Here is a 24,251-nt window from a genome sequence, read left to right as displayed (position 1 = left end):
GCTAGGACCGGTCGCCGTACTCGACCCTGTTGAGCACCGATGACGCCGGGTCGCCCGCCTGCAGCGGAGGCTTCGTGTCCTGCTGCACCATTAGCGTCACACCGAAAACGGCAGCCGCCCCCAACAGCAGGCCGACGACAATGCTGGCCGCGGAGGGTATGACGAACCGGTTCACCCGGCCAACCTAGCACGGCAACACCGCCGATCAGTGCCAGGTGGACGTGGGTCGACACGCAGAGAATCGATAACGGCTTGCTCAGCGGCTAAGGTCGGGCCCCATGGCTTCACCGCGCCTCGTCGCAACTTTCGCAGCGTTGTCCGGACTGTTGCTGGCCTGCTCCCCGAGCACGCCGGCGCCGGAGTCTCAATCTTCTGACACGAAGCCGATGTCCACCCACGCACCGATGCCCGCCGCGCCGGTCTGCGATGTGGCCGCCCTGTCGCCCCGCGACAAGCTGGCCCAGCTGCTGACCGTCGGGGTCAAGGACGCGGACGACGCGCGTTCGGTGGTGAGCAGCCAGCACGTCGGCGGCATCATGATCGGCAGCTGGACCGACCTGTCGATGGTCAACGAAGGATCCCTGCGCGATATCTCGGCCGCCGGCCCGCTGCCGTTGGCGGTCACCGTCGACGAGGAGGGCGGCCGGGTTTCGCGGCTGTCCTCGCTGATCGGCGAGCAGCCGTCGGCGCGGGTGCTGGCCCAGACCAAATCCGTCGACGAGGTGTACGGCATCGCGCTGGAGCGCGGCCAGAAGATGCGCGGCCTCGGCATCACGGTCGACTTCGCGCCCGTCGTCGACGTCACCTCCGATCCCGACGACACCGTCATCGGTGACCGGTCCTTCGGCGACGACCCGGCCAAGGTCACCGAGTACGCCGGTGCCTACGCCCGCGGGCTGCGGGAGGCCGGGGTGCTCCCGGTGCTCAAGCACTTCCCGGGACACGGACACGGCTCGGGTGACTCGCACACCGGCTCGGTGACCACCCCGCCGCTCGAGGAGCTCAAGGCCAACGATCTGCTGCCCTACGCCACCTTGACCACCCAGGCCCCGGTGGCCGTCATGGTCGGACACCTGGAGGTGCCGGGACTGACCGGTACCGATCCGGCCAGCCTCAGCCCCGCCGCTTATGAGCTGCTGCGTTCGGGCGGATACGGCGGCCCGGGCTTCAACGGGCTGGTCTACACCGACGACCTGTCCAGCATGGCCGCGATCAACCAGCGCTACGGAGTGGCTGCCGCGGTGCTCAAGGCATTCCAGGCCGGGGCCGACAACGCGCTGTGGATCACCACCGACGAGGTGCCCGCGGTGCTCGACGGCCTGGAGAAGGCGTTGGCCGACGGTCAGCTGAACCAGGCCGCCGTGGATGCGGCGGTGCAGCGCAATATTGACGCCAAGGGTGGGGTGCACTGCTAGCAGCTCGCTGAGCTGCTGCCCTGTTCCTCAACCGGACGCTTATCCTGTTCGGATGGCAGGTGGAACCAAGCGGCTGCCGCGGGCTGTGCGTGAACAGCAGATGCTCGACGCCGCGGTGCAGATTTTCTCGGTCAACGGCTATCACGAGACGTCGATGGACGCGATCGCCGCCGAGGCCGAGATCTCCAAGCCGATGCTGTACCTCTACTACGGCTCTAAAGAAGAACTGTTCGGCGCCTGCCTCGACCGGGAGCTGACCCGGTTCGTGGACGTGGTGCGCGGGGAGATCGACTTCACCCAGAGCCCCAAGGATCTGCTGCGCAGTGCCGTGCTGGCGTTCCTCACCTACATCGATGCCAACCGGGCCTCCTGGATGGTGCTCTATACCCAGGCCACCAGCTCACAGGCATTCGCGCACACGGTCCGGGAGGGCCGCGACCGGATCATCGATCTGGTGGCCCGGCTGCTCAGCACCGGTACGCGTAATCCTCAGCCGGACAGCGACTTCGAGATGATGGCGGTGGCACTGGTGGGCGCCGGTGAGGCGATCGCCAGCCGGGTCAGCACCGGGGATGCCGACGTGAACGAGGCGGCCGAGTTGATGATCAACCTGTTCTGGCGCGGTCTGAAAGGCACGCCCTCGGACGCGGGAACACAGTCGGTCACCGCAGGCTAGGTCGTTGCCCGCCGACGCGGATCAGATGGCCACGCCCTCCACCAGGCTGAATGGTGATGCCGTCTCCACCACGCGAGTGAGCCGGAACCCGGCCTCCTGGTACAGCTTTCGGTAGTCGTCCTCGGTGCGTTCCCTCGCGGCGATCCCGATCAGCATCTCCATGTCGGTCCACTTGCCCAGGAACTCGCGGTCGTGGTCGGGAATCACTCCCTCGATCAGCAGCAGAGTGGTGCCCGGTGTGGCGGCGGCGCGCACATTGCGCAGGATCGACAGTGCCTCGGTGTCGGGCCAGTCGTGAATGATGTTCTTCATGACGTAGGCGTCGGCGCCTGCGGGGACGCTGTCGAAGAAGGAGCCGGGGATGACGCGGACTCGGTCGGCGGTTCCGTACTTGCCCAACATCGCCGGTGCTCCGTCGACCACCTGCGGCAGGTCGTAGAGCACGCCCCGGCTCCGCGGGGTGGCCTGCAGGATGGCCGCCAGCAGTCGGCCGTGCCCGCCGCCGACATCGGCGATGGTTCCGAACCGGGAGAAGTCGTAGGCGGCGACCACGGGGGCAATAGCCAGCTCGGAGACGCTGGTCATCGCGTCGTTGAAGATCGCGCCCAGTTCAGGCTCGGAGCCCATGTAGTCGAACGCCCCTTTGCCGCGCAGCCTCGGGATGACCGCCTCGCCGGTGCGGACCGCATCGGCGAGATGGCTCCAGTGCTCCCGATGCTGGGGCGAGCCGACGAATTTGGCCATCCCGGCGATCGAGACGGGCGCGTCTGTGCGCAGCGTGTCGCCCAACGGATTAAGTGCGTAGCGTCCGTCGCGGGTGCGACGGAAGACGCCCTCGCTGACCAGTGCCCGCATCAGCCGGTCCAGGGTGTCGGGATTGGCCTCGACGCTGCGCGCCAGCTCCTCGGGGCGCAGCGGGCCGTCGGCCAGCGCGTCGGCCACTCCGAGTTGTGCGGCGGCGGTGATGCCCTGGGCGACCCAGGCACCCAGGATCAGCTCCAGCATCGCCGCGGGCGGCGGGACCGCGCGCTGATGCACGCGACGCAGGTGGTGGCGAACGCGTTCGACCGCACGGACCAATCCGGCCGGCGGCACCTTGGCGGGAGTCACCGGATGACTCTAGGGCAGCTGGGCTGAGGTGTCGGTCACTATGGCCGGTCTGATAGTCAACAGCAAACCGAACTGGCGTCGGAACCTGTTGCGTCGGCCGCATAGAGTGGTGCGAATGTTCAACGCGACCGAAGAGTCCGGTAATGCCTGAGGCAGGCACCGGCAGCTCGTCGCTGGACCAGCTCTACCAGCTCCATCGCGAGGTGGCCGATTCGCGCTCGTTGCGGCTCCTGGTGACGAACAACCTGGCCACCTACCTGACCCTGATGGAACGCCACCTGGACCGCGGCGCCAAGCTCACCGAGACCGACCTGGTGGTCCGGCTGGAACGCGACCTCGTCGACCTCGGCTCCGAAACGGACCAGTCGGGTCTGGCCCTGATCAAGCACTGGGCCAGCCAGGGCTGGCTGCACCGGATCACCGAGCAGTCCGGTGACACCGAACGCAATGTCTGCTACCTCACCTACGAGGCGCGGGCCGTGCTGGATTTCGCCCGCCGCATGCGACGCGAGGACACCGTCGCCACCGGCGGTTCGATCACCGGGATCGCGGCCGGTCTGCGCCGCGTGGCCGGCCAGGTCAGCAACGACCCCGATCGCATCCGTGCCGACATCGAAGCCGAAATCGCCAAGCTGCGTGATGAATTGGATGCTCTCGAGCAGGGACAGCGGCCGGAACCCGACCTGGTCGACGTCGAAGACGAGGCACGAGCCATCGCCTTGCAGATGGAGCAGATCGTCTCCGACATCGGGCAGTACGGCGCCATGCTGAACCGCATCACCACCCGACTGCTGGATGCCTCCGCCGATACCGATCTCGGCTACCGGGAGCGCCAACGCCAGCTTTTCGACGACTACGAGTCGCTGTTCGCCTCGCGGGAGAGTGCGTCCTACAGCGCCTTCACCCGAATGATCCAGGACCCGGAGCAGCGGGCTGCGCTGGTGGCCGACATCGAGGCGGTGACCCGTGAGTTGCCGCACCTGGACCCGGGCCTGCGTGAGGTGATGACGGGTTTCTTCGGCCTGGTGTCGGCGCAGACGGCCGAGGTGGGCCGCACCCGCCAGCGCTGCGCCCGACGGATCAAACGCTTCGTCGCGTCCGGCACGCTGGAACACAGCCGCGGCGTCACCCGTCAGCTCAACGACGCCCTGGCCAGCGCGCAGGAGCTGCTCAGCGTTTCGCTCGCCGACAGCCGCATCGGCATCGAGGTTCCGCTGGTCCGAACGGACTTCAATTCGATTGGCGCCGTGGCATTCAAGATTCGTGACGCCGTCCCGCCTTCGCAGGCCGAACCCTCGCACGGTGAGGTGAACTTGTCGGCGTTCTCCGCACTGGCGTCCCAGGTGGACGCCGCTGAGCTCGCCGAGTTGATCAACGGCGCGGTGGCGGACGGGCCATTGTCGCTACCCGACGCGATCGGCATGCTGGACGCGGCGTACCTGGGGCACGTCATCGTGCTGTGGTCCTGGGCACTCAAGCAACAGGTGGGAGAACCGGGCGACGGTCCCTCGGTCCGGGTGCGGTTCCGGTCTCTGGAGGGTGCCGACCGCGAAATCGAAATCCCCCGACTGGTTTTCAACGACCCGATCCCTACTGCCAGCGAGAGCATGCTATGACCGACACCCCGGAATCGTCGCCCGTCAAAGACGGCGTCATCGATTTCGATGCCCTGCCGAGCATCGACGCCGTCGAACGGTCCACCGACCAGCGGCGCGCGCCCCGCTTCGACGGGGATGTCAGCGAACTGCCCGACCGCGCCTGCTGGGCGCTTCAGCATCTGCTGTCGCGTCGTTACGTCAGCAAGGACAACCACTCGGAGCTGTGGTCGTGGGTGACGCGGTACCGTGCCGAACTCACCGTGCGGCTGTCGGAACTCGATATGCGGCTGTGCATTTCGGATGATCACGACATCGCCTACGTCGAGCAGGCCGACTACGAATCGCAGTGGCGGCGTCGGCTGCTGCGCCGCGAGACCCTCAACACCTACGACTCGATCCTGGCTCTGCACCTGGCCAAGCTCATGCGCGCGGCGGCGCGCGACGAGAACGTACTGATCAGCCGCGACGAGATCCACGAGCTGTTCGCCGGGGTGAACAACGACACCGACCGGGATACCGCCTCGTTCGACAAGCGGATCGACAACGCGATCGAGCGGCTCACTGACATCGAGATGCTCGGGCGTAACCGGGAGGACGAGGACAGTTTCACCATCAGCCCGGTGGTCAACGCCATCATGACGGCGTCGATGATCACCGAGTTGCAGCAGCAGTTCGAGCAGCTGAAGCGGGCCGCGAACGGCACGGCCTACGATCCCGGTGATTCCGACGATCCCGATGTATCCGAACGGCTCGAAGACGAAGTGGACGCCCATGGCTGACCCGACCAACCAGTTCTCCCTGTCGCGCCTGCAGGTCATCAACTGGGGCGTGTTCGACGGGTATCACTCGATTCCGTTCAGCCGACACGGCACCCTGATCACCGGATCCTCGGGCAGCGGTAAATCCTCACTGCTGGATGCGATTTCGCTGGCCTTCCTGCCGTCGCACCGCCGCAACTTCAACGCCTCGGGCGACACCACCGCCGCGGGTTCGGGCACCGGCAAGCGCACGGTCGACAAGTACGTCCGCGGCGCGTGGGGCGAGCGACGCGAGGGCACCAGCCGGCAGATCATGTACCTGCGCGGGACGGGGCCGGCCTGGTCCGCGGTCGCGGTCACCTACAGCGACCGCACCGGGCGTTCGGTCACGGGGTTGGTCCTCAAATGGCTGGCCGCAGAGAAGACCTCGGATCCGGGCAGCCGCTACTACCTGATCGACGACGACCGCGACATCTTCGGCCTGTGCAACCGCTGGGCGTCCAACGGCTATGACGCCGCGGTGTTCCGGGACGACGGCTGGACCGGTGGCCGCAGCGAGAGCCAGTACCTGGCGCAGTTGTACTCCAGCATCGGTATCCGAGCCTCTGAAGCAGCCCAACAGCTGCTGGGCAAGGCCAAATCGCTGAAAAGCGTTGGTGGTCTTGAACAGTTCGTCCGCGAGTTCATGCTGGACGAGCCGGCCAGCCTCAGTGGTGTGGAGGAGGCGCTCGAGCAGATCAACCCCTTGGTCGAGGCCCGTGGTCTGCTCGACGTGGCCCGGCGGAAGCGCAACACGCTCGGCAACATCGCTGCGGTACAAGCGCGTTATGCCGAGGAGGCCGCCAAGTTCGGGGTGATCGACACGATCGACAACACCATGATCCGCGATTACGTCGACCATGTGCGGCTGGCCCAGGCCGGCCCGGAGATCGCGAATCTCGATGATCAGATCACCCAGCTTGGCGCCCAACGCGACGAGTTCGGTACCCAGCAGCGTCAGCTCAAGAACGAGCACAACTCGCTGATGGCCCAGATCAACACCGTCACGGTGGATCTGGTGCCGCTGCAACAGCGCCTGACCGAGGCCGAGCGGGTCAGCGAGGAGGTGTCGCGTCGGCGCAGCGGCTACGAGGACAAGGTCACCGCACTGGGGTTGACCCCGCCGGACGACGGCGAGGAATTCTGGTCGCTGCGTGAGACTTTGATGGAGGAAGCCGACCGGCTGCACCGCGAGTTGTTCACCGGAAATCAGCCCTACGTCGAGGCCTCGGCGAAGGAAGTCCGGGCTCGTGAGGCACGCGAGAGCGTGGAAGCCGAGTTGGAGCGGGTGCAGCGCCTGGGTTCCCCGCTGCCCAGAACCGAGTATGAGATGCGGGCACGTATCGCCCGGGCGCTCGACATCTCTGAACGCGATCTGGTCTACGTGGCAGAGCTGATGGAGCTCAAGCCGGACGAGTCGCGGTGGCGGCTTGCGGTCGAAAAGGTGTTGCGCGGTGCCGGATTGCGCTTGCTGGTTCCCGACGCCCACATGGAACGGGCGCTGCGTTTCGTCAACGAGAACGACATGCGCGGCCGGATCCAGCTGCAGCACGTCCAGCACGGTTCGCAGTTGCGGACTCCGCCCCCGGCCACGCTGGCCACCAAGCTTCAACTGGCCGACCCGACGCATGACAGTGCCGTGGAGGCGCTCAACGTGATTGCCGCGGTGGGTGATTACGTGTGCGTCGACGGGCCAGGGGAGTTCACCGAGCAGTCCCGCGCTGTGACCGACCAGGGCTTGCGCAAGGACAGCGGCCGTCTCTCCATCAAGGACGACCGGTCACGGCTGCGCCCCTCGGATTACATCTTCCTCGGCGGAACAGCGGCCAAAGTCGAAGCGTTGCAGGACGATCTGACCGCAGCCCAGGACGTGTACCAGGTGGCGCGCACGGCCCGTGAGCGGCTCGACGAGCACCGCGGCCAGCTGCAGTCCCGGGAACGGGCCTGCCGGGCGCTGTGCGACCAGTACATGCAGTGGAGTGACATCGACACCGATTCGGTGGACGAGATGCTGGAGCGGCTGCAGGGCGAACACGATCTGCTGGTCTCCGACAATCCCGACGCCGAACGGCTGCAACAGCGGGCCGACGATTGCTGGGAGCGCGTCGAGAAGGTCATCCAACAGATCGGTTCGCTCAACGAGCGTGAGACCACCCTGGACCGCAGGCGGACGGCGCTGCTGGAGCTGAGCGAGGTCTTGACCGAGCGGCTCGGTGCCGGCGAATTCCCGTCACATGCCCGGGACACGATCGACGGCTATGCCGCCGACATCGCGCTGAGCCTGGAGTTGCTCGAACCCGAGCTCTACCGGAACGAACTGGTCCGCGTCATCAGTCGTGAACGGGACCGCCTGCGGGCGGACCGCAACCGGTCTCACGACGAGTTGGCCGGCATCATGGCCGCCTACGACAGCTCGTTCCCCGATGCGATTCCCAACGACAGCGATGTGTTCGACGAGCGGGTGCACGACTACGTGGCGTTGTGCCGTCGTATCGACGAGCGCGAGCTGCCCGACGCCTACGAGCGCATGCAGCGGCTGATCACCGAGCAGGCGCCGGGCGCGATCCTGAACCTGCACATGATCGCCGACAACGAGGCTCGGCGGATCACCGAGCAGATCGCCCGCGTCAATACCGGGCTGGGCGCGGTGGAGTTCAACCGCGGTACCCGGTTGACACTGCATGCCGGTACCCGACATCTGGCCGCCGTCGACGAACTCAACGAGAAGGCCCAGCGCATCTCCTCGCGGGTGTCCCTGGTGAGCTTCGGCGACGAGACCGCGATGTTCGAGCAGTACACCGACATCCTGCAGTTGCGAAAGTTGTTGGCGGGCAACACCCCCGAGGACCGCCAGTGGACCCGCGATGCACTCGATGTGCGTAACCGGTTCGTGCTGTACTGCGAGGAGCGCGACGCCGAGACCGGCGAGGTCATCCGGACCTACAGCAACTCCGGCGACAACTCCGGCGGTGAGCAGGAGAAGCTCATGGCGTTCTGTCTGGCCGGGGCGCTGAGCTTCAACCTGGCCAGCCCCGACAGCGACGACACCCGGCCGCTGTTCGCCCAGCTCATGCTGGACGAGGCGTTCTCGAAGTCGGATCCGCAGTTCGCTCAGCAGGCCCTGTCGGCGTTCCGCAAGTTCGGCTTCCAGTTGGTGATCGTGTCGACCGTGCAGAACAGCACGACGATCCAGCCCTACATCGACAACGTGGTGATGGTGTCCAAGTCGGACGCGTCAGCGCCCAATGCCCGGCCGGTCGCTTCGGTCACGTCGGCGTCGATCTCCGAATTCGCCGATCTGCGAAAGACCTCGGGCGAGGCGGTTGCGAGCGCCTAGTTCGAGCGCAGGGGCCGGCTGACCAGAATTTGGTGTCTGGACCGGCGTGACGGTGCACTTATCCTCGAAGGGTGACGCCAAGCCTGCGAGTGAACGCGCCGACGTTGCGCGATGTTGCTGCAGCGGAGAAATCGGTAGCTGCGGCCGCGTCGAACACCGGAGCCGCTGCGGCGCTGGCTGATGCGGCGGCCGGCATGGCGGGATTGCGCTCCGCGGGCGGCTGTCAATCGGCCCAGGCGGTGTTCGATGAAGTCAACCAGTCGGTGACTACGGCGCTGAACGGTCACTCGCAGAAGCTCGAGGCGGCAGCCCAGCAGTATGAGGCCACTGACGCCACCTTCGGTCGTCGATTGCAGCAGTTCAGTCGATGACGGTCACCGTCGAGCAGGTGAAGGCCTCGCAACCGGAGGCGCTGACCCGCGCCGGCGCTCAGATGGAGGCGGCTGCGGCGGCCTACCAGGCCCAGATCGATCGGCAGCAGGCGAACCTGGACAAGCTGAAGTCAGGATGGCAGGGCACGGCGTCGGATGCGGCAATTGCCGACGGACAGAAGACCCTTGAACAGATGCGGCGCGTGCACGAGGCCATGCTTCGGGTGCAAGCTCCTCTGCAGGCCGGCGGCGCGCAGTTGACCCAGATCAGATCATCGGTGTTGCAGACCGTGGCGCAGTTGGAGAGTCAGGGCTGGCAGGTCGCTTCGGATGGCACGGTGTCGGTGCGGCCGGGCAGCGCTCTGGATTTCTACGCTCGGCTCAGCCCGGTCAACGCGTTGATGGTCCGCATGCTGGCGGTTCGTAACACCGCTGCGGTGAAGAAGTTGCTGGCTCAGTTCGACGCGGCGGATCAACAGACCGACGAAGCGGTACGGCAGGCAGTGGCCGGCCTGACCAACAGCCCGGGCAGCGGGGCCGGCGGGGGCGCATCCACCCCTGGTGACAAGGCCGAGCCACAAATCCCCGACACCAAGGACCCCCACGCGATCCATGATTGGTGGCTTTCGCTGACCCCGGAGCAGAAGGCGCAGATGCTCCGCGATCACCCGGACAAGATCGGGAACCTCAACGGCATCCCGACCGGTGTGAAGAGCGAGGCCAATCTGAAGATCCAGAAACAGGATCTGGCCCGGGTCAACTCTGCGGCTGAGGCGCACCATGTCAGCGTCGACGAGGTGCGGGCGCACCCGGAAAAGTACGGTCTGACCGCCACAGACATCACGCGTTACCACAATGCGGTCGAGGTGCAGAAGGCGCTGGACCGCTATGGCCGCGACGCCAAGCTCCCCGGGACCGACGATCAGCACCCACCGATCTTTCTGACCAAGTACGACCCCGAGGCGTTCGGCGGCAAGGGTGCGGCGGCGATCGCGATCGGTAACCCCGACACCGCCAACAACACGACCGTGAAGGTCTCCGGTCTCACCACCTCGGTGAAGGGCGGATCGTTGGACAACCCCGATCCGGTCAACCTCTACAACGAGACCAGTTTGGCCGACCCGAGCAAGTCGAACGCAGTCGTCATGTGGATGGGTTATGACGCGCCCGACGACCAGGCGGTCGCGGTGCCGAACATGGCCCGCCACGGTGCTGAACTGTTGGCCGCCGACGTCAACGCTCTGGACGCCACCCACTTGGGTTCCAGCCACCTGACTGTGATCGGCCATTCCTACGGCTCGACCACTGTGGCCGATGCGGCGGCCGGGTTCGGTATGCGCGCCGACGACATTGTGCTGATCGGTAGCCCGGGCACCGATCTGGCGAAATCGGCAGCCGATTTCCACTTGCCTCCGGACGGCCATCTGTACGTGGGGGCGGCCAGCACCGACCCGGTCACCTACCTCGGTCGGGAACACATGAATGCACCCGGCCTGGGCCTGGGCACCGACCCGTCGATCGAGGGGTACGGATCGACCCGATTCGACGCCGAATCCTCGTTGCGCGACTACGGCACCGATCACAGCAGATACTTCGAACAGGGCTCGGAGTCGTTGTACAACATGGCCGACATCGCCTCAGGACACGGTGATCGGTTGCAACAGAACGGGATGACCGCCGAACATCGCTCGGATCACTGGTATGCCAAAGTTCCGGTGGTGATACCAACCCCGATGGGCCCCATCCCGGTGCCCGGCACCTCGATCACCATCCCGGGTGTCGACCAAGCCTTCGACCCCGAGGCGGATCGGCGCGCTCAGGACAACCACCGCCATTAGGAACTGAGGGAGGAGCATGAGGATTGGGTACGCGTTGGAGACACGTGATCACGGCGATCGCGCTAGTGACAATGACCAGTGTGATGGTCGGGTGCGGCGGTGGTAACGCAGTGAAAGAACCGATGACACCGCAACAGTCCCGCGCGCAGGTGATCGACGCCGGCAAAGAACTGGTCCGGGACCTGGGGTTGCGGGGCAACCTGACCAGAACGACGTTCACCTACGAATCCTGCACCGATGACAACAAGGGCCCGTTCAGAGGCAAGCTCGTGTTGGTGTTCTGGATGCCGGGCGCCGACCGGTCCGCGCCGCTGGACCCTGCGATGCTCGTTACCGCGCTGCAGCAACACGGATGGCAGGGCGACCCCGGCTTCCACTCACACAGCACCGCGACGTTGCAGAAGAACGACGTGGAAGCAGTGGTGGAGCTGATGTACGTTCTCCCACTGGGCGCCCACGCGCGCGTCACCCTCTACGGCGAATGCCGCGACACCTATGACCACTCGAAAGACCCGTTCGACCGCGGCGATGTGACGGCTGAGCTGGAATCGCAATAGCCCCCGGCTACTTCGCAGTCAGACGGGCTGCACCGTCGCAGTGAGGTGTGGGTAGCCCTTCTTCAGGTTGCGCAGCGTCAGCTCCCAGCCGTCGCCGTCGCGTTCGACGTAGAGTCCGGCCTTGGCGGGCAACACCACAGGTTTGGCGAACCGCACGGAGTACTTGACCGCATCGGGCAGCTGCCCCTCGATGTTGGCCAGGACCGCTGCAGCGCTGAACATCCCGTGCGCGATGACCGTAGGAAAGCCGAACAGCTTGGCGGCGATCGCGTTGGTGTGGATGGGGTTGTGATCCCCTCCGATCGACGCGTAGTTCCGAATCTGGCCCGCGGTGATGTTCAGAACCGCGTTGGGCGGCGGCAGTTTCGGCTGCTTCTGTGGTTCCGGTTTCGGTTCACCGGACAGGCTGGTCTTCTGCTGGTGCAGGAACGTCGTCACCTGGTGCCACGCCGTGTCATTGCCGACCTTGAGCTCGGTGACGATGTCCACCAGCAGGCCCTTGCGGTGCTCTCGCAGGTTTTCCGCGTGCACGGCCGCGCTGACGGTGTCGGTCACCTTGATCGGCTTGTACTGCGTGATGTGGTTCTCGATGTGTACCGAACCCATTGCGGCGAACGGGAAATCGAATCCGGTCACCAATGACATCACCGTCGGGAAGGTCAATGCGAACGGGTAGGTCAGCGGCAGGGTGTCGCTGAACCGAAGCCCGGTCACCTGCGCATAGGCGGCAACGTTGGCCGGGTCGATGGACAGCTCGTCGACCGTGACGGTGCGTGCGGGCAGGGTGTCGTCGCGCGGTATGAACGGCAGGGCACCGACGACGGCGCGCAGCATGTTGTTCACCTGCTCACGCCCCCAACATGGCCTGGCCGCAGACCCGGATGGTGTTGCCGGTGACCGCATTCGACGCCGGGCTGGCGAAGTAGGCGATCAACTCGGCCACATCTACCGGCTTGCCTCCCTGGAACAGCGAGTTCAGCCGGCGGCCGACCTCACGGGTGGCCAGCGGGATGGCGTCGGTCATCTTGGTCTCGATGAACCCGGGGGCGACGGCGTTGATGGTGATGTCCTTTTCGGCCAGCACCGGTGCGAGAGCCTCGGTCAGGCCGATCATGCCGGCCTTGGTGGTGGCGTAGTTGGTCTGGCCGCGGTTGCCGGCGATGCCGGCCATGGAGGACAGTCCGATCACCCGGCCGCCCTCGCCGAGCGTGCCGCTGGCAACCAGACCCTCGGTGAGGCGCTGCGGGGCAAGGAGATTCACCGCGATCACCGAATCCCAGCGGCTCTCGTCCATGTTGGCCAGCAGCTTGTCGCGGGTGATGCCGGCGTTGTTGACCAGAACGTCGACCTTGCCGCCGTGCTGTGCGGTGACGTGGGCGACGATCTGCTCGACCGCATCGTCGGCGGTGACGTCCAGCGTCAGGGCGCTGCCGCCGACTTTCTCGGCGACCTTGCCAAGATCCTCGGCCGCTTGGGGGACGTCGACTGCCACCACGGTCGCGCCGTCACGTGCGAACACCTCGGCGATCGTCGCGCCGATGCCGCGCGCCGCGCCGGTCACCACGGCGACCTTGCCGGCCAGCGGCTTGTCCCAGTCGGCGGGCGGGGTCGAGTCGGCGGCGCCCACCCGGTACACCTGCCCGTCGACGTAGGCCGACTTGGCCGAGAGGATGAACCGGAGGGTGGACTCCAGGCCGGTGGCGCCGGGCTTGGCGTCGGCGGCCAGGTACACCAGCGACGCGGTGGCTCCGCGCTGCAGCTCCTTGCCCAGCGAGCGGGTGAAGCCCTCCAGGGCACGCTGAGTGATCTGGGCGTGGACGCTGCCTGCTTCGTCCGGCGTGGTGCCGATGACGACCACACGCGCGCACGACGCGAGGTTGCGCAGTACCGGCGTGAAGAACTGGTAGAGCTCCTTGAGCCCGGCGGCGTCGGCGATGCCGGTGGCGTCGAGCACCACACCGCCGAACGAATCGGCCCAGCGGCCGCCGATGTTGTTGGACACGACGTCGTAGTCGCCGGCGAGTGCGGCGCGCAGGGGCTCGACGACGCGGCCTTCGCCGCCGATGAGCAGGGAGCCGTTCAGGGGCGGCTGCCCGGGGCGGTAGCGGCGCAGGGTCTCGGGCTGCGGCACGCCCAGCTGCTTGGCCAGGAACGATCCCGGCCCGGAGTTGACCACTTGGGAGAACAGGTCGGAAGCCACTTCAGCTGCCTTTCGCTTCGCAGTACTGCGTTGTCAATACCGAACTTACTCCAGAGTAAGAACAGTGGGTAATATGGCCCCGGACAACCCGACAGTGGAGGGCAAACAAATGGCCAACAACACGACCCGGCGACGCGTTGCCGTTTTGGGTGGCAACAGAATTCCGTTCGCACGGTCCGACGGCGCCTACGCCAACGCCTCCAACCAGGACATGTTCACCGCCGCGCTGGACGGGCTGATCGAGCGCTTCGATCTGGCCGGTGAGCAGCTCGGTGCGGTGATCGGCGGCGCGGTGCTCAAACACAGCCGCGACTTCAACCTGATGCGCGAGTGCGTGCTGGGCAGCTCGTTGTCGCCGTACACCCCGGCCTTCGATCTTCAGCAGGCCTGCGGCACCGGCCTGCAGGCTGCGATCGTCGCTGCCAACGCCATTGCGCTGGGGCAATACGAGTCCGCGGCCACCGGCGGTGTGGACACCGCATCGGACGCCCCGATCGCGTTCGGCAACGATCTGCGGCAGGTTCTGCTGGGCCTGCGCCGGGCGAAGTCCAACGTGGACCGGCTCAAGCTGGTCGGCAAGCTGCCGGCCGCACTGGGCGTCGAGATCCCGGTCAACAGCGAGCCCCGCACCGGTATGTCGATGGGCGAGCACGCCGCCGTCACCGCCAAGAAGATGGGCATCAAGCGCGTCGACCAGGATGAACTGGCCGCCGCCAGCCACCGCAACATGGCCGCCGCCTACGACCGTGGCTTCTTCGACGACCTGGTCACCCCATTCCTCGGGCTGTACCGCGACAACAATCTCCGGGCCGATTCCTCGGTGGAGAAGCTGGCCAAGCTCAAGCCGGTGTTCGGGGTCAAGGCCGGTGACGCGACCATGACCGCGGGCAACTCGACCCCACTGACCGACGGTGCCTCGGTGGCGCTGCTCGCCAGTGAGGACTGGGCCCAGGCGCACGGTCACGAGCCGCTGGCCTACTTCGTCGACGGCGAGACCGCGGCCGTCGATTACGTCAACGGGCCCGACGGGCTGCTGATGGCACCGACCTATGCGGTGCCTCGCCTGCTGGCCCGCAATGGGCTGACCCTTCAGGACTTCGACTTCTACGAGATCCACGAGGCGTTCGCCTCGGTGGTGCTGGCCACGCTGGCGGCCTGGGACTCCGACGAGTACTGCAAGGAGCGCCTGGGTCTGGACAAGGCGCTCGGCAACATCGACCGCGCCAAGCTCAACGTCAACGGTTCCTCGTTGGCAGCGGGTCACCCGTTCGCGGCCACCGGTGGCCGGATCGTGGCCCAGTTGGCCAAGCAACTGGCCGAGAAGAAGAAGGAGACGGGTAAGCCGGTGCGCGGCCTGATCTCTGTCTGCGCGGCCGGGGGACAGGGCGTCACCGCGATTTTGGAGGCGTAGCTTGCGGAGCCCGACCATCAGGCTGGAGGCGTAGCTTGCGGCGTGACCTCCGTAAACGCCCAGGCCGAAAACATCCGAAAAGTTTCTTTCGGGGATGTGTAACGGCCGCGGCATAGAGGTCGATACACGGGTAGCTCCGTGTTGCCGTCTGACCCCCCGACCCGACGGCAACACGGGGCGACCTAGCTTCAAATTCTCGGCAAATTCGGCCGTACTTTTCTCTGGTTTGAGGGGTACCCGAGGCGTACGATCGAGCGTACGACGGGTTCGGGAGTGACTGATCCAAAGAGTCGGTACAGGGGTGAAAGACCGGCTGCGTGAGACGAATTGAAACGCCCCCAGGTGTCCTCCCGAACCCGCCCTTATTTGTTTTGATCCTCGCATCGTCTGGCCCATACGGCCCGTAGCGTGGTGACATGCAGACCAGCCTCATCGCCTCGCTCAGTGACACCGGTGGCCGCTCCCCGATCGACGCCACAGTAGAGAATCTCGCGCAATTGCACGACGAGGGATTCCGGCGGGTCTGGATGACCCAGATGCCCTACGAACCGGACCTGCTGACCGTGCTCGCTGTCGCCTTCCGTGAGGTCGACGGGATCGAGGTGGGCACCGGCGTCATCCCGATCCAGAATCAGCACCCGATGCTGCTGGCGCAGCGTGCGCTCACTCTCAACCTGATCAGCGGCGGCCGGTTCCTGCTCGGCCTCGGCATGACCCATGCCGCTGTGACCGAGGGGATGTGGGGCATTCCGTGGGACAAGCCGGTGCGTCGGCTCCGTGAGTATCTGGACGGACTACAACCGTTGTTGGCAGGCGAACCCGCCGATGCACCGGGCGAGACGGTGACCACGCGCGGCGCGCTGCAGATCCCGGGGGCGACGGCACCAGATGTGTACATCGCCGCGTTGGGGCCACAACTGCTCAAGCTCGCGGGCCGTCGCACAGCGGGCACCGTCACCTGGATGACCGGCCCGACCACACTGGCCGAACACGTGTCCCCGACACTGCGCGAGGCGGCCGGGGACCGCCCGGTCCGCGTCGTCGCGGCACTTCCGGTCAGCGTCACCGACGACGTCGACGGCGCCCGTGCCCAGGCCGCCAAACAGTTCGCCATGTACGGGCACCTGCCGTCGTACCGCGCCATGCTCGACCGGGAGGGCTACGCCGGTCCCGAGGATGCCGCCATCATCGGCGACGAAAGCACTGTGGCAGAACGCATTCGGGCGCTCGGAACGATTGGTGTCGACGAATATGTCGGGGTGGTGTTCGACGCATCGCCCGAGAACCGGGCCCGCACAAGGGCGCTGCTGCGCTCGCTCGACAGCTGACGGGGATGATTGTCGCCGATCTGGCGGTTGCAGTCCTTGCCGGTGGCCGCAAGTGGATGTGGTTGCCGAGGCAAGCTTGACGCACCACCAGTAACGGAGGCCGCATTGCCCACAACGTCATCAGCGGCAGACAGCCCCAGCATTCTCGTGATCGGGGCAGGAGAACTCGGCGCCGGCGTGTTGTTCGCTCTCTCCAATCACGTCGCGCGCCCTCCAGACGCAACTCTCGCGGTGCTGCTGCGGCCGCCGGCAGCAGGTGCCGAGGCGGCGAAAAGTGATGCTCGCCGTAGGGAACTGGTCGAGTGGGGAATCACGGTAGAACATGCCGACGTCGCGACGGCGTCGGTGGCAGAGCTTGCGGCCGTAATGGGGCGGTACCACACCGTCATCAGCTGTGTCGGTTTCGCGGCGGGGCCGGGCACACAGCGCAAACTCGCTCGATCGGCCCTCGCGGCCGGAGTGCCGCGGTTCTTCCCATGGCAGTTCGGTGTCGACTACGACGAGATAGGCCGCGGTAGCGCGCAGCCGCTGTTCGATGAGCAGCTCGACGTGCGTGACCTGCTGCGAGGCCAGCACACCACGGAGTGGGTGATCGTCTCCACCGGCATGTTCACCAGTTTCCTGTTCGAACCCGAGTTCGGCGTCGTGGATCTGCCTGCCGGTACCGTGCATGCGCTCGGAAGTTGGGACAACCAAGTCACCCTCACCACTCCCGAAGATATCGGGGCACTGACCGCCGATATCGTCTTCGCCGAACCGCGACTTCGCGACACTGTTGTCTATCTCGCCGGGGACACCATCAGCTACCGCGAACTCGCCGATATCGTCGAACGGCTCCGTGGGAGTGCGGTGAACCGCACGCTGTGGACCGATGACTTCCTGGCCGAGCAGTTGCGGCAGCACCCAGAGTCCACGATGAGCAAGTACCGGGCGGTGTTCGCCCGCACCAACGGTGTTGCCTGGCCGAAAGACCAGTCCTACAACGCTGTTCGCGGGATCACCACCACGACCGCCGAGGAATGGGCGCGGACGAACCTGGCGTGATGTCCGGCGGCTAAGTCGATGTGGTCGGCTCGGGCTCGGATTCCGGCTCGAGCAGTTTGCGAACCGAGGTGCGAGATCCGTACGGGCGCAACATGCGACTGGCCGGGCGGGGCCGCACGATCTGCGGCCACCAGAACCACCGGCCGAGCAGCGCCGCGATGGACGGCGTCATGAACGACCGCACGATCAAGGTGTCGAAGAGCAGACCGAGGCCGATGGTGGTACCGATCTGCCCGAGCACGATGAGATCGCTGAAGATGAACGAGGACATGGTGGCGGCGAACACCAGGCCGGCCGCGGTCACCACCCGGCCGGTCCCGGCCATGGCGCGGATGACGCCGGTCTTGAGACCGGCCCCGATCTCTTCCTGGAATCGGGATATCAGCAGCAGGTTGTAGTCCGCTCCGACCGCCAGCAGCAGGATGATGGCCAGAGCCAACACGATCCAGTACAGCTGGATGCCGAAGATGTACTGCCACACCAGAACTGACAGACCGAACGACGCTCCCAACGACAGCACGACCGTGCCGACGATGACCATCGCGGCGACCAGGCTGCGGGTGATGAACATCATGATGAGCAAGATCAGGCTGATGGCTGCCAACGCGGCGATCAGCAGGTCGTACTTGGCGCCGTCCTGAATGTCCTTGTACGCAGAAGCAGTTCCGGCCACGTAGATCTTGGCGTCCGACAGCGGCGTGGCCTTGATCGCGTCGAAGGCGGAGTCCTTGAGCGCATCGATGTGCGAAATACCCTCGGGTGTGGCGGGAGTGCCCTCATGCGTGATGATCATGCGGGCGGCCTTGCCGTCGGGTGACATGAACAGTTTCAGGCCACGTTTGAAGTCGGGGTTGTCGAAGGCTTCCGGCGGCAGATAGAACGAGTCGTCATTCTTCGCGGAGTCGAAGGCCTGGCCCATCGCAGTCGAATTCTCGAGGGCTTCCTGGGACTGCGAGTTGGTGCCGGCCGTGGTGGCGTAGTTGGACAGGGTCAGATCACGGTTGCGCTCCTGGATGGCGATCTGCGGCGGCAGCAGCGCCACGAGTTTCGGCTGGAGGGCGTCGAGCTTGTCCAGGCTCGCGGTGATCTGACCGAACTGGTCGCTGAGCTTGTCGATCCCGTCGAGCGCATCGAAAACCGACCTCAACGCCGCGCACATGGGGATGTCGAAACAGTGTGGTTCCCAGTAGAAGTAGTTGCGCAAGGGGCGGAACTGATCGTCAAAGTTGGCGATCTTGTCGCGCAGGTCGTTCACGATCGCGACGGTGTCGTGGAACGCCTGCGTCTGCTCATGGGTGGCGGCGGCACTGGCCTGCTGCAAGGAGACCTGCTGCTTGAGGATGTTGATCGTGTTGGACAGCTCGCCTGCCTGCTTGAGCAGATCGGCGGCGCGGTCCTGCTGGTAACCCAGATTCATGATCTGGCTGGCGCTTTGCGCGCTGATCTGAAATGGGATGGAGCTGTGCTTGATCGGTGTGCCCAGTGGTCGGGTGATCGACTGGACCAGGGCAATGCCGCGGGTGTGCAGAACGGCCTTGGCAACGCGTTCGAGCACCAGCATGTCCGCGGGGTTGCGCATGTCGTGATCGGTTTCGATCATCAGCAGCTCGGGGTTCAGCCGGGCTTCGGAGAAGTGGCGGGTGGCGGCGGTGTAGCCGATGTTGGCCGGTGCTGATTCCGGTAGGTAGGGGCGGCCGTCGTAGCTGGTCTTGTAGCCCGGCAGGGCGAGTAGGCCGACGAGCGCGATCAGACACGACACCACCAGGATGGGACCGGGCCACCGCACTATCGCGGTGCCGATGCGCCGCCAGCGCGGTGCCCGTGGATTGCGTTTCGGCTCGAGGAGTCCGAATCGGCTCCCGATGGTCAGTACGGCGGGCCCGAGCGTCAGTGCGGCCACCAGCGTCACCAGCACGCCGATGGCGGCGGGAACGCCCAGGGTCTGGAAGTAGGGGAGTCGGGTGAAGTGCAGGCAGGCCACGGCTCCGGCGATGGTCAGCCCGGAGCCGACGATGACGTGGACGGTGCCGCGAAACATGTCGTAGTACGCGGCTTCGCGGTCCATGCCACGGCTACGCGCCTCGTGATAGCGGCCGACGATGAAGATGCCGTAGTCCGTACCCGCAGCGATCGCCAACAGCGTCAGCAGGTTCGTCGAATAGGTGGACAGACCGATGACCCCGGAGTGCGCGAGCGCGGCGACGACACCGCGCGCGGCCGCCAGTTCGATGAGGACGGTGACGAGCATGAGGAGCATCGTGACCAGGGATCGGTAGACCACGAGCAGCATCACCGCGATGACCAAGAAGGTTATGCCGGTGACCTTTTCGGTGCCCTCGCTACCCACCTCGAAGTTGTCGGTGATGAGCGGCGCGGCGCCGGTGACGTAGGCCTTGACCCCGGGCGGTGGTGGGACACTCGCCACGATCTCGCGGATGGCGTCGACGGACTGGTTGGACAATGCCTCGCCCTGGTTGCCGGCCAGGTACGCCTGCACCAGAGCGGCCTTGCCGTCCTTGCTCTGTGAGCCGCCCGCGGTGAGCGGGTCTCCCCAGAAGTCCTGGATGTGCTCGACGTGCTCGGTGTCCTCGGCAAGCTTTTTCACCAGGGTGTCGTAGAAGCGGTGGGCATCATCGCCGAGCGGCCGATCACCTTCGAGCACGATCATGGCTGCGCTGTCGGAGTTGAACTCGTCGAAGACCTGGCCGATGTGGCGCATCGCCATGGTCGACGGTGCATCGGGCGCGTTGAGCCCCACCGAACGTGCTGCGCCGACGACCTCCAGTTGTGGCACAAGGATGTTCGTCAATGCGGCGATGGCCACCCACACGAGCACGATCGGTACCGCGAGCATGCGGATGGTCCGCGACGTCCTGGAGCGGACGTCTGCGCCTTCGGCGTGCTGCCCGCTCATGCCGACTTGTCCAAGCATGCGATGTAGCCGTTCACGTTATCGGTGGACCTTTCGTCCTTGACGACACCGTTGACGGTGATGCGGCAGCCGATGTATTCGCCGTCGCCTTGCGCCCGCAGGTCGGCGAACATGGTCGGGTCATCGGTGACCAGGGTCTGCGACCAGGGCAGCGTCACGTCCTCGGCCCGCTGGGGTTGTGCGTCGATGTCCAGGTAATTGATGGTGGCTACCGAGCCCGGTGATCCGAATACTTCGAAGAGAACCCGTTTCGGGTTGTATCCGGTGTTCTCCAGGGCGTCGGCACTGGGGCGTGACACCTCGTTGTCGGAACCGAATATGCCGTGTAGTCGGCTGACGGTGAACGCGACGACCGCCACCACGAGCACGGCCACGATCACCGTCCAGCGCCGCCTTATCAGGCTGCCTACCGAGATCCCCTGCATCTCAGAGCCTTTCGACAACGGGCGCTCTGCGCGCCGTGAGGCGAGAGTCTTTGGCCGTTCCAAGCACCTGAACGGTACCGTACGGTACAGTCGATTGCAGGGCAAGGCCTACAGGCAAGTGGCCGTGGTTGCCCGCTATGGAAAGGTTTTCAGTGTCACCCGCTTCGACCGCCTCGTCGCATGACGTCTCACCGCCGGCCCCGGCGACGCAGTGGACCGAGCGCGAATCGGAGTTGTTGGCGGTCACCCTGCGTCTGTTGCAGCAGCACGGATACGACCGGCTGACGGTGGAAGCCGTCGCGACCGAAGCGAAGTCGAGCAAGGCCACCATCTACCGCCGGTGGCCCTCGAAGACCGAGCTGGTCCTGGCAGCCTTCATCGAGGGCACCCGGATCCAGTTGGTGCCGCCTCGCACGGGCGCGCTGCGGACCGATCTGCTGAGCATCGGCTCGTCGGTGTGCGCACAGGCACGCGAGCACGGCAGCACGATGAGCGCGATCATGTCCGAGGTGGCGCACAGCCCGGAATTGAGTGCGGCGCTGCAGAATCAGTTCGTTCTGCAGCGCAAGAAGCTGATGACCGAAGTGCTGACGGATGCGGTCAACCGGGGTGAGATCGCCGCCGCGGCGGTGCACAACGAGTTGTGGGATGTGATGCCCGGGTATCTGGTGTTCCGGTCCCTGATCCCGGGACGTCCGCCGACCGAGGAGACGGTTCGGGCGCTCGTGGACGACGTGTTGATGCCCAGCCTGACCCGGTTCTGAGCTGTCAGCGGCGGCGCCACCACACGAGCAGGCCTACTGCCGCGAGCACGGCGAGCACAGCGGCCACCGGAACCGCCGGTTTGGACCGCGCGGCCTCGGTTGCGGCGTGGGCCCGGTCGACGAAGGCTTCCTTGGTCTCGACTGCCTTGTCCTGTGCCCGGCCCTTGACGTCGAGTTTGTCCGACAGCGCAGCCACCGTCTCACCCAGCTCGCTGCGCGTCTTGTCGATATCGGACTGGAGTTCGTCGATGCCGGCGTCCGGCCCCGGTTCGGGCGGAAGGCGATCAGCGGTGGCCATGTCGTGCCTCCTTGAGCTCGTCGAGATCCTGCTTGACGCTGTCGACCGATTGGCTCGCCGGCGGCGGTACCTGTTTGGCTTGGCTGCGGCTGACCAGCGCGGCCACCCCGGCGCCGAGGAACAGCACTGCGGCGACGATGAGCGCGGCCGCCCATACCGGCAGGGCCAGCGCGATCGCCGCCACGGCGGCGGCGACGACCGTCATCAGGCCCAGCACCGCCAGCAGGCCGGCAGCGCTGATCAGCCCGGCGCCGAGTCCGGCGTGGCGCGCCGACTCCTGGAATTCGCGTTGCGCCAATCGCAGCTCGTCGCGTACCAGCCGTGTGGTCTGCTGCTGTAGTTGGCCGAGGAGCTCGGCCGTGGACGCTTCGTTGATGGTTTTGGGTTCGGTAGTCATCGGTGGGCCTTTCCCCATGCGTACTACTTCTCACACAGCTGTGCCCGACGCAGGGCCCGGCAAAACCTCGTACCGCCCGGAACCCGTTAGAACCGGTCGGTTCGGGGTATCCGCACTGTCAGCCCGAAAGCCGTTCTTTCGGGGCCTGGACGATGCGAGGAGAACCCGTGAGCCGACTCTCGAAAACGCTGTACCTGCCGCTGTCGATGGCGACGAGTGTGGGCGGGGGACTGTTGGCCGGCGCGTTGTTCACCCAGATCTGGAAGCGCATCGATGAGCCGAATCTGGAACCGCCCGACCCCAAAGATCTCGAAAGGTCCACCGCCAAAGCGCTGACGGCTGCAGCCCTGCAGGGCTTGGTGTTCGGCTTGGTCCGCGCCGCCGTCGACCGGGCGGGAGCCAAGGGCTACCGGGCGCTGGCCCATGAATCGCCCGTGTAGCGTTCCGCCGCCACGGGCCATTCCGGCATCGCCGATCAATCGGCCCAGGCCCTTCGACTGGTTGCGCGGACGCGGCTGACCGCGATGTGATGCGACCCGTCGCAGTGCGCGGCGGGGATGAGCGGGTCGATTCGGCGGGTGTCGGCGCGGTTGATGTGTCGACCGAGCGCACGCTTTTGCGACGTGGTCAGCGAGCGGTCGCGGCGGGCCAGCAGCTCCAGTTGCTGCCAGCTCAGCCCGTCGAGTTCACCGTCGGTGTCGTGCGTGGCGACGACGACGCATCCGCGCAGCAGCGGAACCGTCTTGGGGGTGAAAGCTGTTGTGGCCAGCAGGAGTTCGGTTGCCTTCCGGTTCACGTGACGCTGGCATGAGTGTGTTGACGGGCTGAACCAGAAGTCGAACTGCCGATCCGCGGAGGTCAGGCAGTGCAGCCCGTGGTCGTGGACGAGTTGGTTGATATCGGCGGTGGTGTAGGCCCGGGTTTCATAGACGGCGCCATAGACGCTGAAATATAGGACGGTGTTCATGGTGGTGATCCATTCGCCTCTTTCTGATTTAGTGCGGTCGCGGACTCGCGCCGCTGATACAGAAGTTACCCATGTGGCAAATGGGATAAACCGCGATAACGATCAGGACACTATCTGCGCACATTCAGTCCGTTGAGTGCCCAGATCGTCAGATACGCCAACCCGAAGAACGCTGCAACAGCTATCGCCACGCCGGTCGACTGCACATAGGACAGCGGTGCGCGCATCCAGTCGAACGTCGCCGCGACCACCGCATCGGGCCGGGTCACCAGGTCCCAGGAGTTCCAGCGCTGGAACCGGCCGATGACCACGCCGACGGCGCACCCCGCCACGGACAGCACGACGGCCAGCCAGCCCCAGAACGAGCCGAATTCGTCGTCAAGGCGCTGATGCACCAGCAACAGCGAGACCACGCCCAGCAGCATCCCGGTCCACGCGGCGAATCCGTACTGCAGCACGTGACGCCACAGCTCGTAGCCCTCGCCGAGGTGGACCAGATCGGTCACCAGATAGGGAGCGTTCGGCAGGAACGCCAACCAACCCAGTCCCAGCGGCAACAGCCACAGTCGTCGCTCGACCAGATCGAAAGCGATCGCGAAGACCATCGGGATCCAGGCGAGCACCAGGTTCCACACCAGGAACTTGGTCGGGTAGGACATCGGCGCCGCCGGATCGGTGATCCCGAGGGCCAGGGTGAGCGCGGTCGTCGCCATCAACGACATGACGAGCAAGATGCCGCGGGCTTCAGTCATGCGACCAGTTTGTCATCCGCCGAATGTTGGCTTG

Annotated in this window: 23 protein-coding genes; 13 read left to right on the top strand and 10 right to left on the bottom strand. The window is 65.8% G+C overall.

Annotation, left to right across the window (positions count from 1 at the left end):
* Position 1 precedes the first annotated feature (1 nt).
* Positions 2-175, bottom strand: a complete 174-nt coding sequence (locus AC4ELS_RS17830) for a DUF2613 domain-containing protein (RefSeq protein WP_003881739.1) — start codon at positions 173-175, stop codon at positions 2-4.
* 103 nt (positions 176-278) lie between these two features.
* Here AC4ELS_RS17830 and AC4ELS_RS17825 point away from each other — a divergent pair, with 103 nt between their 5' ends.
* On the top strand, positions 279-1,415 hold the full coding sequence (locus tag AC4ELS_RS17825; RefSeq protein ID WP_064882123.1) for a glycoside hydrolase family 3 N-terminal domain-containing protein: 1,137 nt from the start codon (positions 279-281) through the stop codon (positions 1,413-1,415).
* Between the two features lie 52 nt (positions 1,416-1,467).
* A complete protein-coding gene (locus AC4ELS_RS17820; RefSeq protein WP_064933861.1) occupies positions 1,468-2,091 on the top strand; it encodes a TetR/AcrR family transcriptional regulator in 624 nt (207 codons plus the stop codon).
* Positions 2,092-2,112: 21 nt separating this feature from the next.
* Here the strand turns inward: AC4ELS_RS17820 and AC4ELS_RS17815 are convergent, their stop codons facing one another.
* A complete protein-coding gene (locus tag AC4ELS_RS17815) occupies positions 2,113-3,201 on the bottom strand; it encodes a methyltransferase (RefSeq protein ID WP_448444822.1) in 1,089 nt (362 codons plus the stop codon).
* 143 nt (positions 3,202-3,344) lie between these two features.
* On the opposite strand from AC4ELS_RS17815, the gene AC4ELS_RS17810 reads away from it, so the two are divergent.
* The 6 genes from AC4ELS_RS17810 (at position 3,345) to AC4ELS_RS17785 (ending at position 11,699) form a co-directional block, all read left to right on the top strand.
* Positions 3,345-4,817, top strand: coding sequence for a DUF3375 domain-containing protein (locus AC4ELS_RS17810; protein WP_448444824.1), 1,473 nt, complete (start codon positions 3,345-3,347; stop codon positions 4,815-4,817).
* Positions 4,814-5,578: a DUF4194 domain-containing protein gene (locus tag AC4ELS_RS17805; RefSeq protein WP_448444826.1), complete on the top strand. Its 765-nt coding sequence runs from the start codon at positions 4,814-4,816 to the stop codon at positions 5,576-5,578. The genes AC4ELS_RS17810 and AC4ELS_RS17805 overlap by 4 nt, the downstream gene beginning before the upstream one ends.
* Positions 5,571-8,933 carry an ATP-binding protein gene (locus AC4ELS_RS17800; RefSeq protein WP_064882134.1) on the top strand — a complete coding sequence of 1,121 codons (3,363 nt, stop codon included), beginning with the start codon at positions 5,571-5,573 and terminating at the stop codon, positions 8,931-8,933. The genes AC4ELS_RS17805 and AC4ELS_RS17800 overlap by 8 nt, the downstream gene beginning before the upstream one ends.
* A 71-nt stretch (positions 8,934-9,004) precedes the next feature.
* Positions 9,005-9,304, top strand: a complete 300-nt coding sequence (locus AC4ELS_RS17795; RefSeq protein ID WP_499048475.1) for a type VII secretion target — start codon at positions 9,005-9,007, stop codon at positions 9,302-9,304.
* Positions 9,301-11,142, top strand: a complete 1,842-nt coding sequence (locus AC4ELS_RS17790) for an alpha/beta hydrolase (protein WP_499048472.1) — start codon at positions 9,301-9,303, stop codon at positions 11,140-11,142. The genes AC4ELS_RS17795 and AC4ELS_RS17790 overlap by 4 nt, the downstream gene beginning before the upstream one ends.
* 110 nt (positions 11,143-11,252) lie before the next feature.
* Positions 11,253-11,699: a lipoprotein LppJ family protein gene (locus AC4ELS_RS17785; RefSeq protein WP_499048469.1), complete on the top strand. Its 447-nt coding sequence runs from the start codon at positions 11,253-11,255 to the stop codon at positions 11,697-11,699.
* A gap of 18 nt (positions 11,700-11,717) precedes the next feature.
* Here AC4ELS_RS17785 and AC4ELS_RS17780 read toward each other — a convergent pair whose 3' ends face one another.
* Positions 11,718-12,602 (bottom strand): MaoC/PaaZ C-terminal domain-containing protein, encoded by an 885-nt coding sequence (locus AC4ELS_RS17780; protein ID WP_499048466.1) that lies wholly within the window; start codon positions 12,600-12,602, stop codon positions 11,718-11,720.
* A complete protein-coding gene (locus AC4ELS_RS17775) occupies positions 12,547-13,899 on the bottom strand; it encodes a 3-oxoacyl-ACP reductase (RefSeq protein WP_499048462.1) in 1,353 nt (450 codons plus the stop codon). Before AC4ELS_RS17775 ends, AC4ELS_RS17780 begins: the two co-directional genes overlap by 56 nt.
* Positions 13,900-14,008: 109 nt before the next feature.
* On the opposite strand from AC4ELS_RS17775, the gene AC4ELS_RS17770 reads away from it, so the two are divergent.
* From AC4ELS_RS17770 to AC4ELS_RS17760, 3 genes are all read left to right on the top strand, one after another.
* Positions 14,009-15,310 (top strand): acetyl-CoA C-acetyltransferase, encoded by a 1,302-nt coding sequence (locus AC4ELS_RS17770; RefSeq protein ID WP_499048458.1) that lies wholly within the window; start codon positions 14,009-14,011, stop codon positions 15,308-15,310.
* Positions 15,311-15,726: 416 nt separating this feature from the next.
* Positions 15,727-16,638, top strand: coding sequence for a TIGR03564 family F420-dependent LLM class oxidoreductase (locus AC4ELS_RS17765; RefSeq protein ID WP_064882142.1), 912 nt, complete (start codon positions 15,727-15,729; stop codon positions 16,636-16,638).
* Positions 16,639-16,743: 105 nt separating this feature from the next.
* Positions 16,744-17,682, top strand: coding sequence for an aromatic alcohol reductase (locus tag AC4ELS_RS17760; RefSeq protein ID WP_499048455.1), 939 nt, complete (start codon positions 16,744-16,746; stop codon positions 17,680-17,682).
* A 10-nt stretch (positions 17,683-17,692) separates the two neighbouring features.
* Here the strand turns inward: AC4ELS_RS17760 and AC4ELS_RS17755 are convergent, their stop codons facing one another.
* Entirely contained in the window at positions 17,693-20,596 is a 2,904-nt protein-coding gene (locus AC4ELS_RS17755; protein ID WP_499048451.1) for an MMPL/RND family transporter, read from the bottom strand.
* On the bottom strand, positions 20,593-21,039 hold the full coding sequence (locus AC4ELS_RS17750; RefSeq protein ID WP_055119681.1) for an MmpS family transport accessory protein: 447 nt from the start codon (positions 21,037-21,039) through the stop codon (positions 20,593-20,595). Before AC4ELS_RS17750 ends, AC4ELS_RS17755 begins: the two co-directional genes overlap by 4 nt.
* A 137-nt stretch (positions 21,040-21,176) precedes the next feature.
* On the opposite strand from AC4ELS_RS17750, the gene AC4ELS_RS17745 reads away from it, so the two are divergent.
* The gene (locus AC4ELS_RS17745; protein WP_463793995.1) at positions 21,177-21,803 is read left to right on the top strand and encodes a TetR/AcrR family transcriptional regulator; all 627 of its coding nucleotides are present in this window, start codon (positions 21,177-21,179) and stop codon (positions 21,801-21,803) included.
* A 4-nt stretch (positions 21,804-21,807) separates the two neighbouring features.
* Here the strand turns inward: AC4ELS_RS17745 and AC4ELS_RS17740 are convergent, their stop codons facing one another.
* Positions 21,808-22,101 (bottom strand): DUF3618 domain-containing protein, encoded by a 294-nt coding sequence (locus AC4ELS_RS17740; protein WP_064957889.1) that lies wholly within the window; start codon positions 22,099-22,101, stop codon positions 21,808-21,810.
* On the bottom strand, positions 22,088-22,498 hold the full coding sequence (locus AC4ELS_RS17735; RefSeq protein WP_064882151.1) for a phage holin family protein: 411 nt from the start codon (positions 22,496-22,498) through the stop codon (positions 22,088-22,090). Before AC4ELS_RS17735 ends, AC4ELS_RS17740 begins: the two co-directional genes overlap by 14 nt.
* Before the next feature lie 167 nt (positions 22,499-22,665).
* On the opposite strand from AC4ELS_RS17735, the gene AC4ELS_RS17730 reads away from it, so the two are divergent.
* On the top strand, positions 22,666-22,938 hold the full coding sequence (locus AC4ELS_RS17730; RefSeq protein ID WP_064882153.1) for a DUF4235 domain-containing protein: 273 nt from the start codon (positions 22,666-22,668) through the stop codon (positions 22,936-22,938).
* A gap of 35 nt (positions 22,939-22,973) precedes the next feature.
* On the opposite strand, the gene AC4ELS_RS17725 is transcribed toward AC4ELS_RS17730, so the two are convergent.
* Positions 22,974-23,465, bottom strand: a complete 492-nt coding sequence (locus AC4ELS_RS17725) for a hypothetical protein (protein WP_499048447.1) — start codon at positions 23,463-23,465, stop codon at positions 22,974-22,976.
* A 110-nt stretch (positions 23,466-23,575) separates the two neighbouring features.
* Entirely contained in the window at positions 23,576-24,217 is a 642-nt protein-coding gene (locus AC4ELS_RS17720) for a DUF1361 domain-containing protein (RefSeq protein ID WP_055119693.1), read from the bottom strand.
* Between the last annotated feature and the right edge of the window lie 34 nt (positions 24,218-24,251).

It is taken from the genome of Mycobacterium shunyiense, from assembly GCF_058270035.1.
The sequence above is the reverse complement of the archived record's forward strand: the minus strand, read 5'-3'. Positions and strand labels throughout refer to the sequence as shown.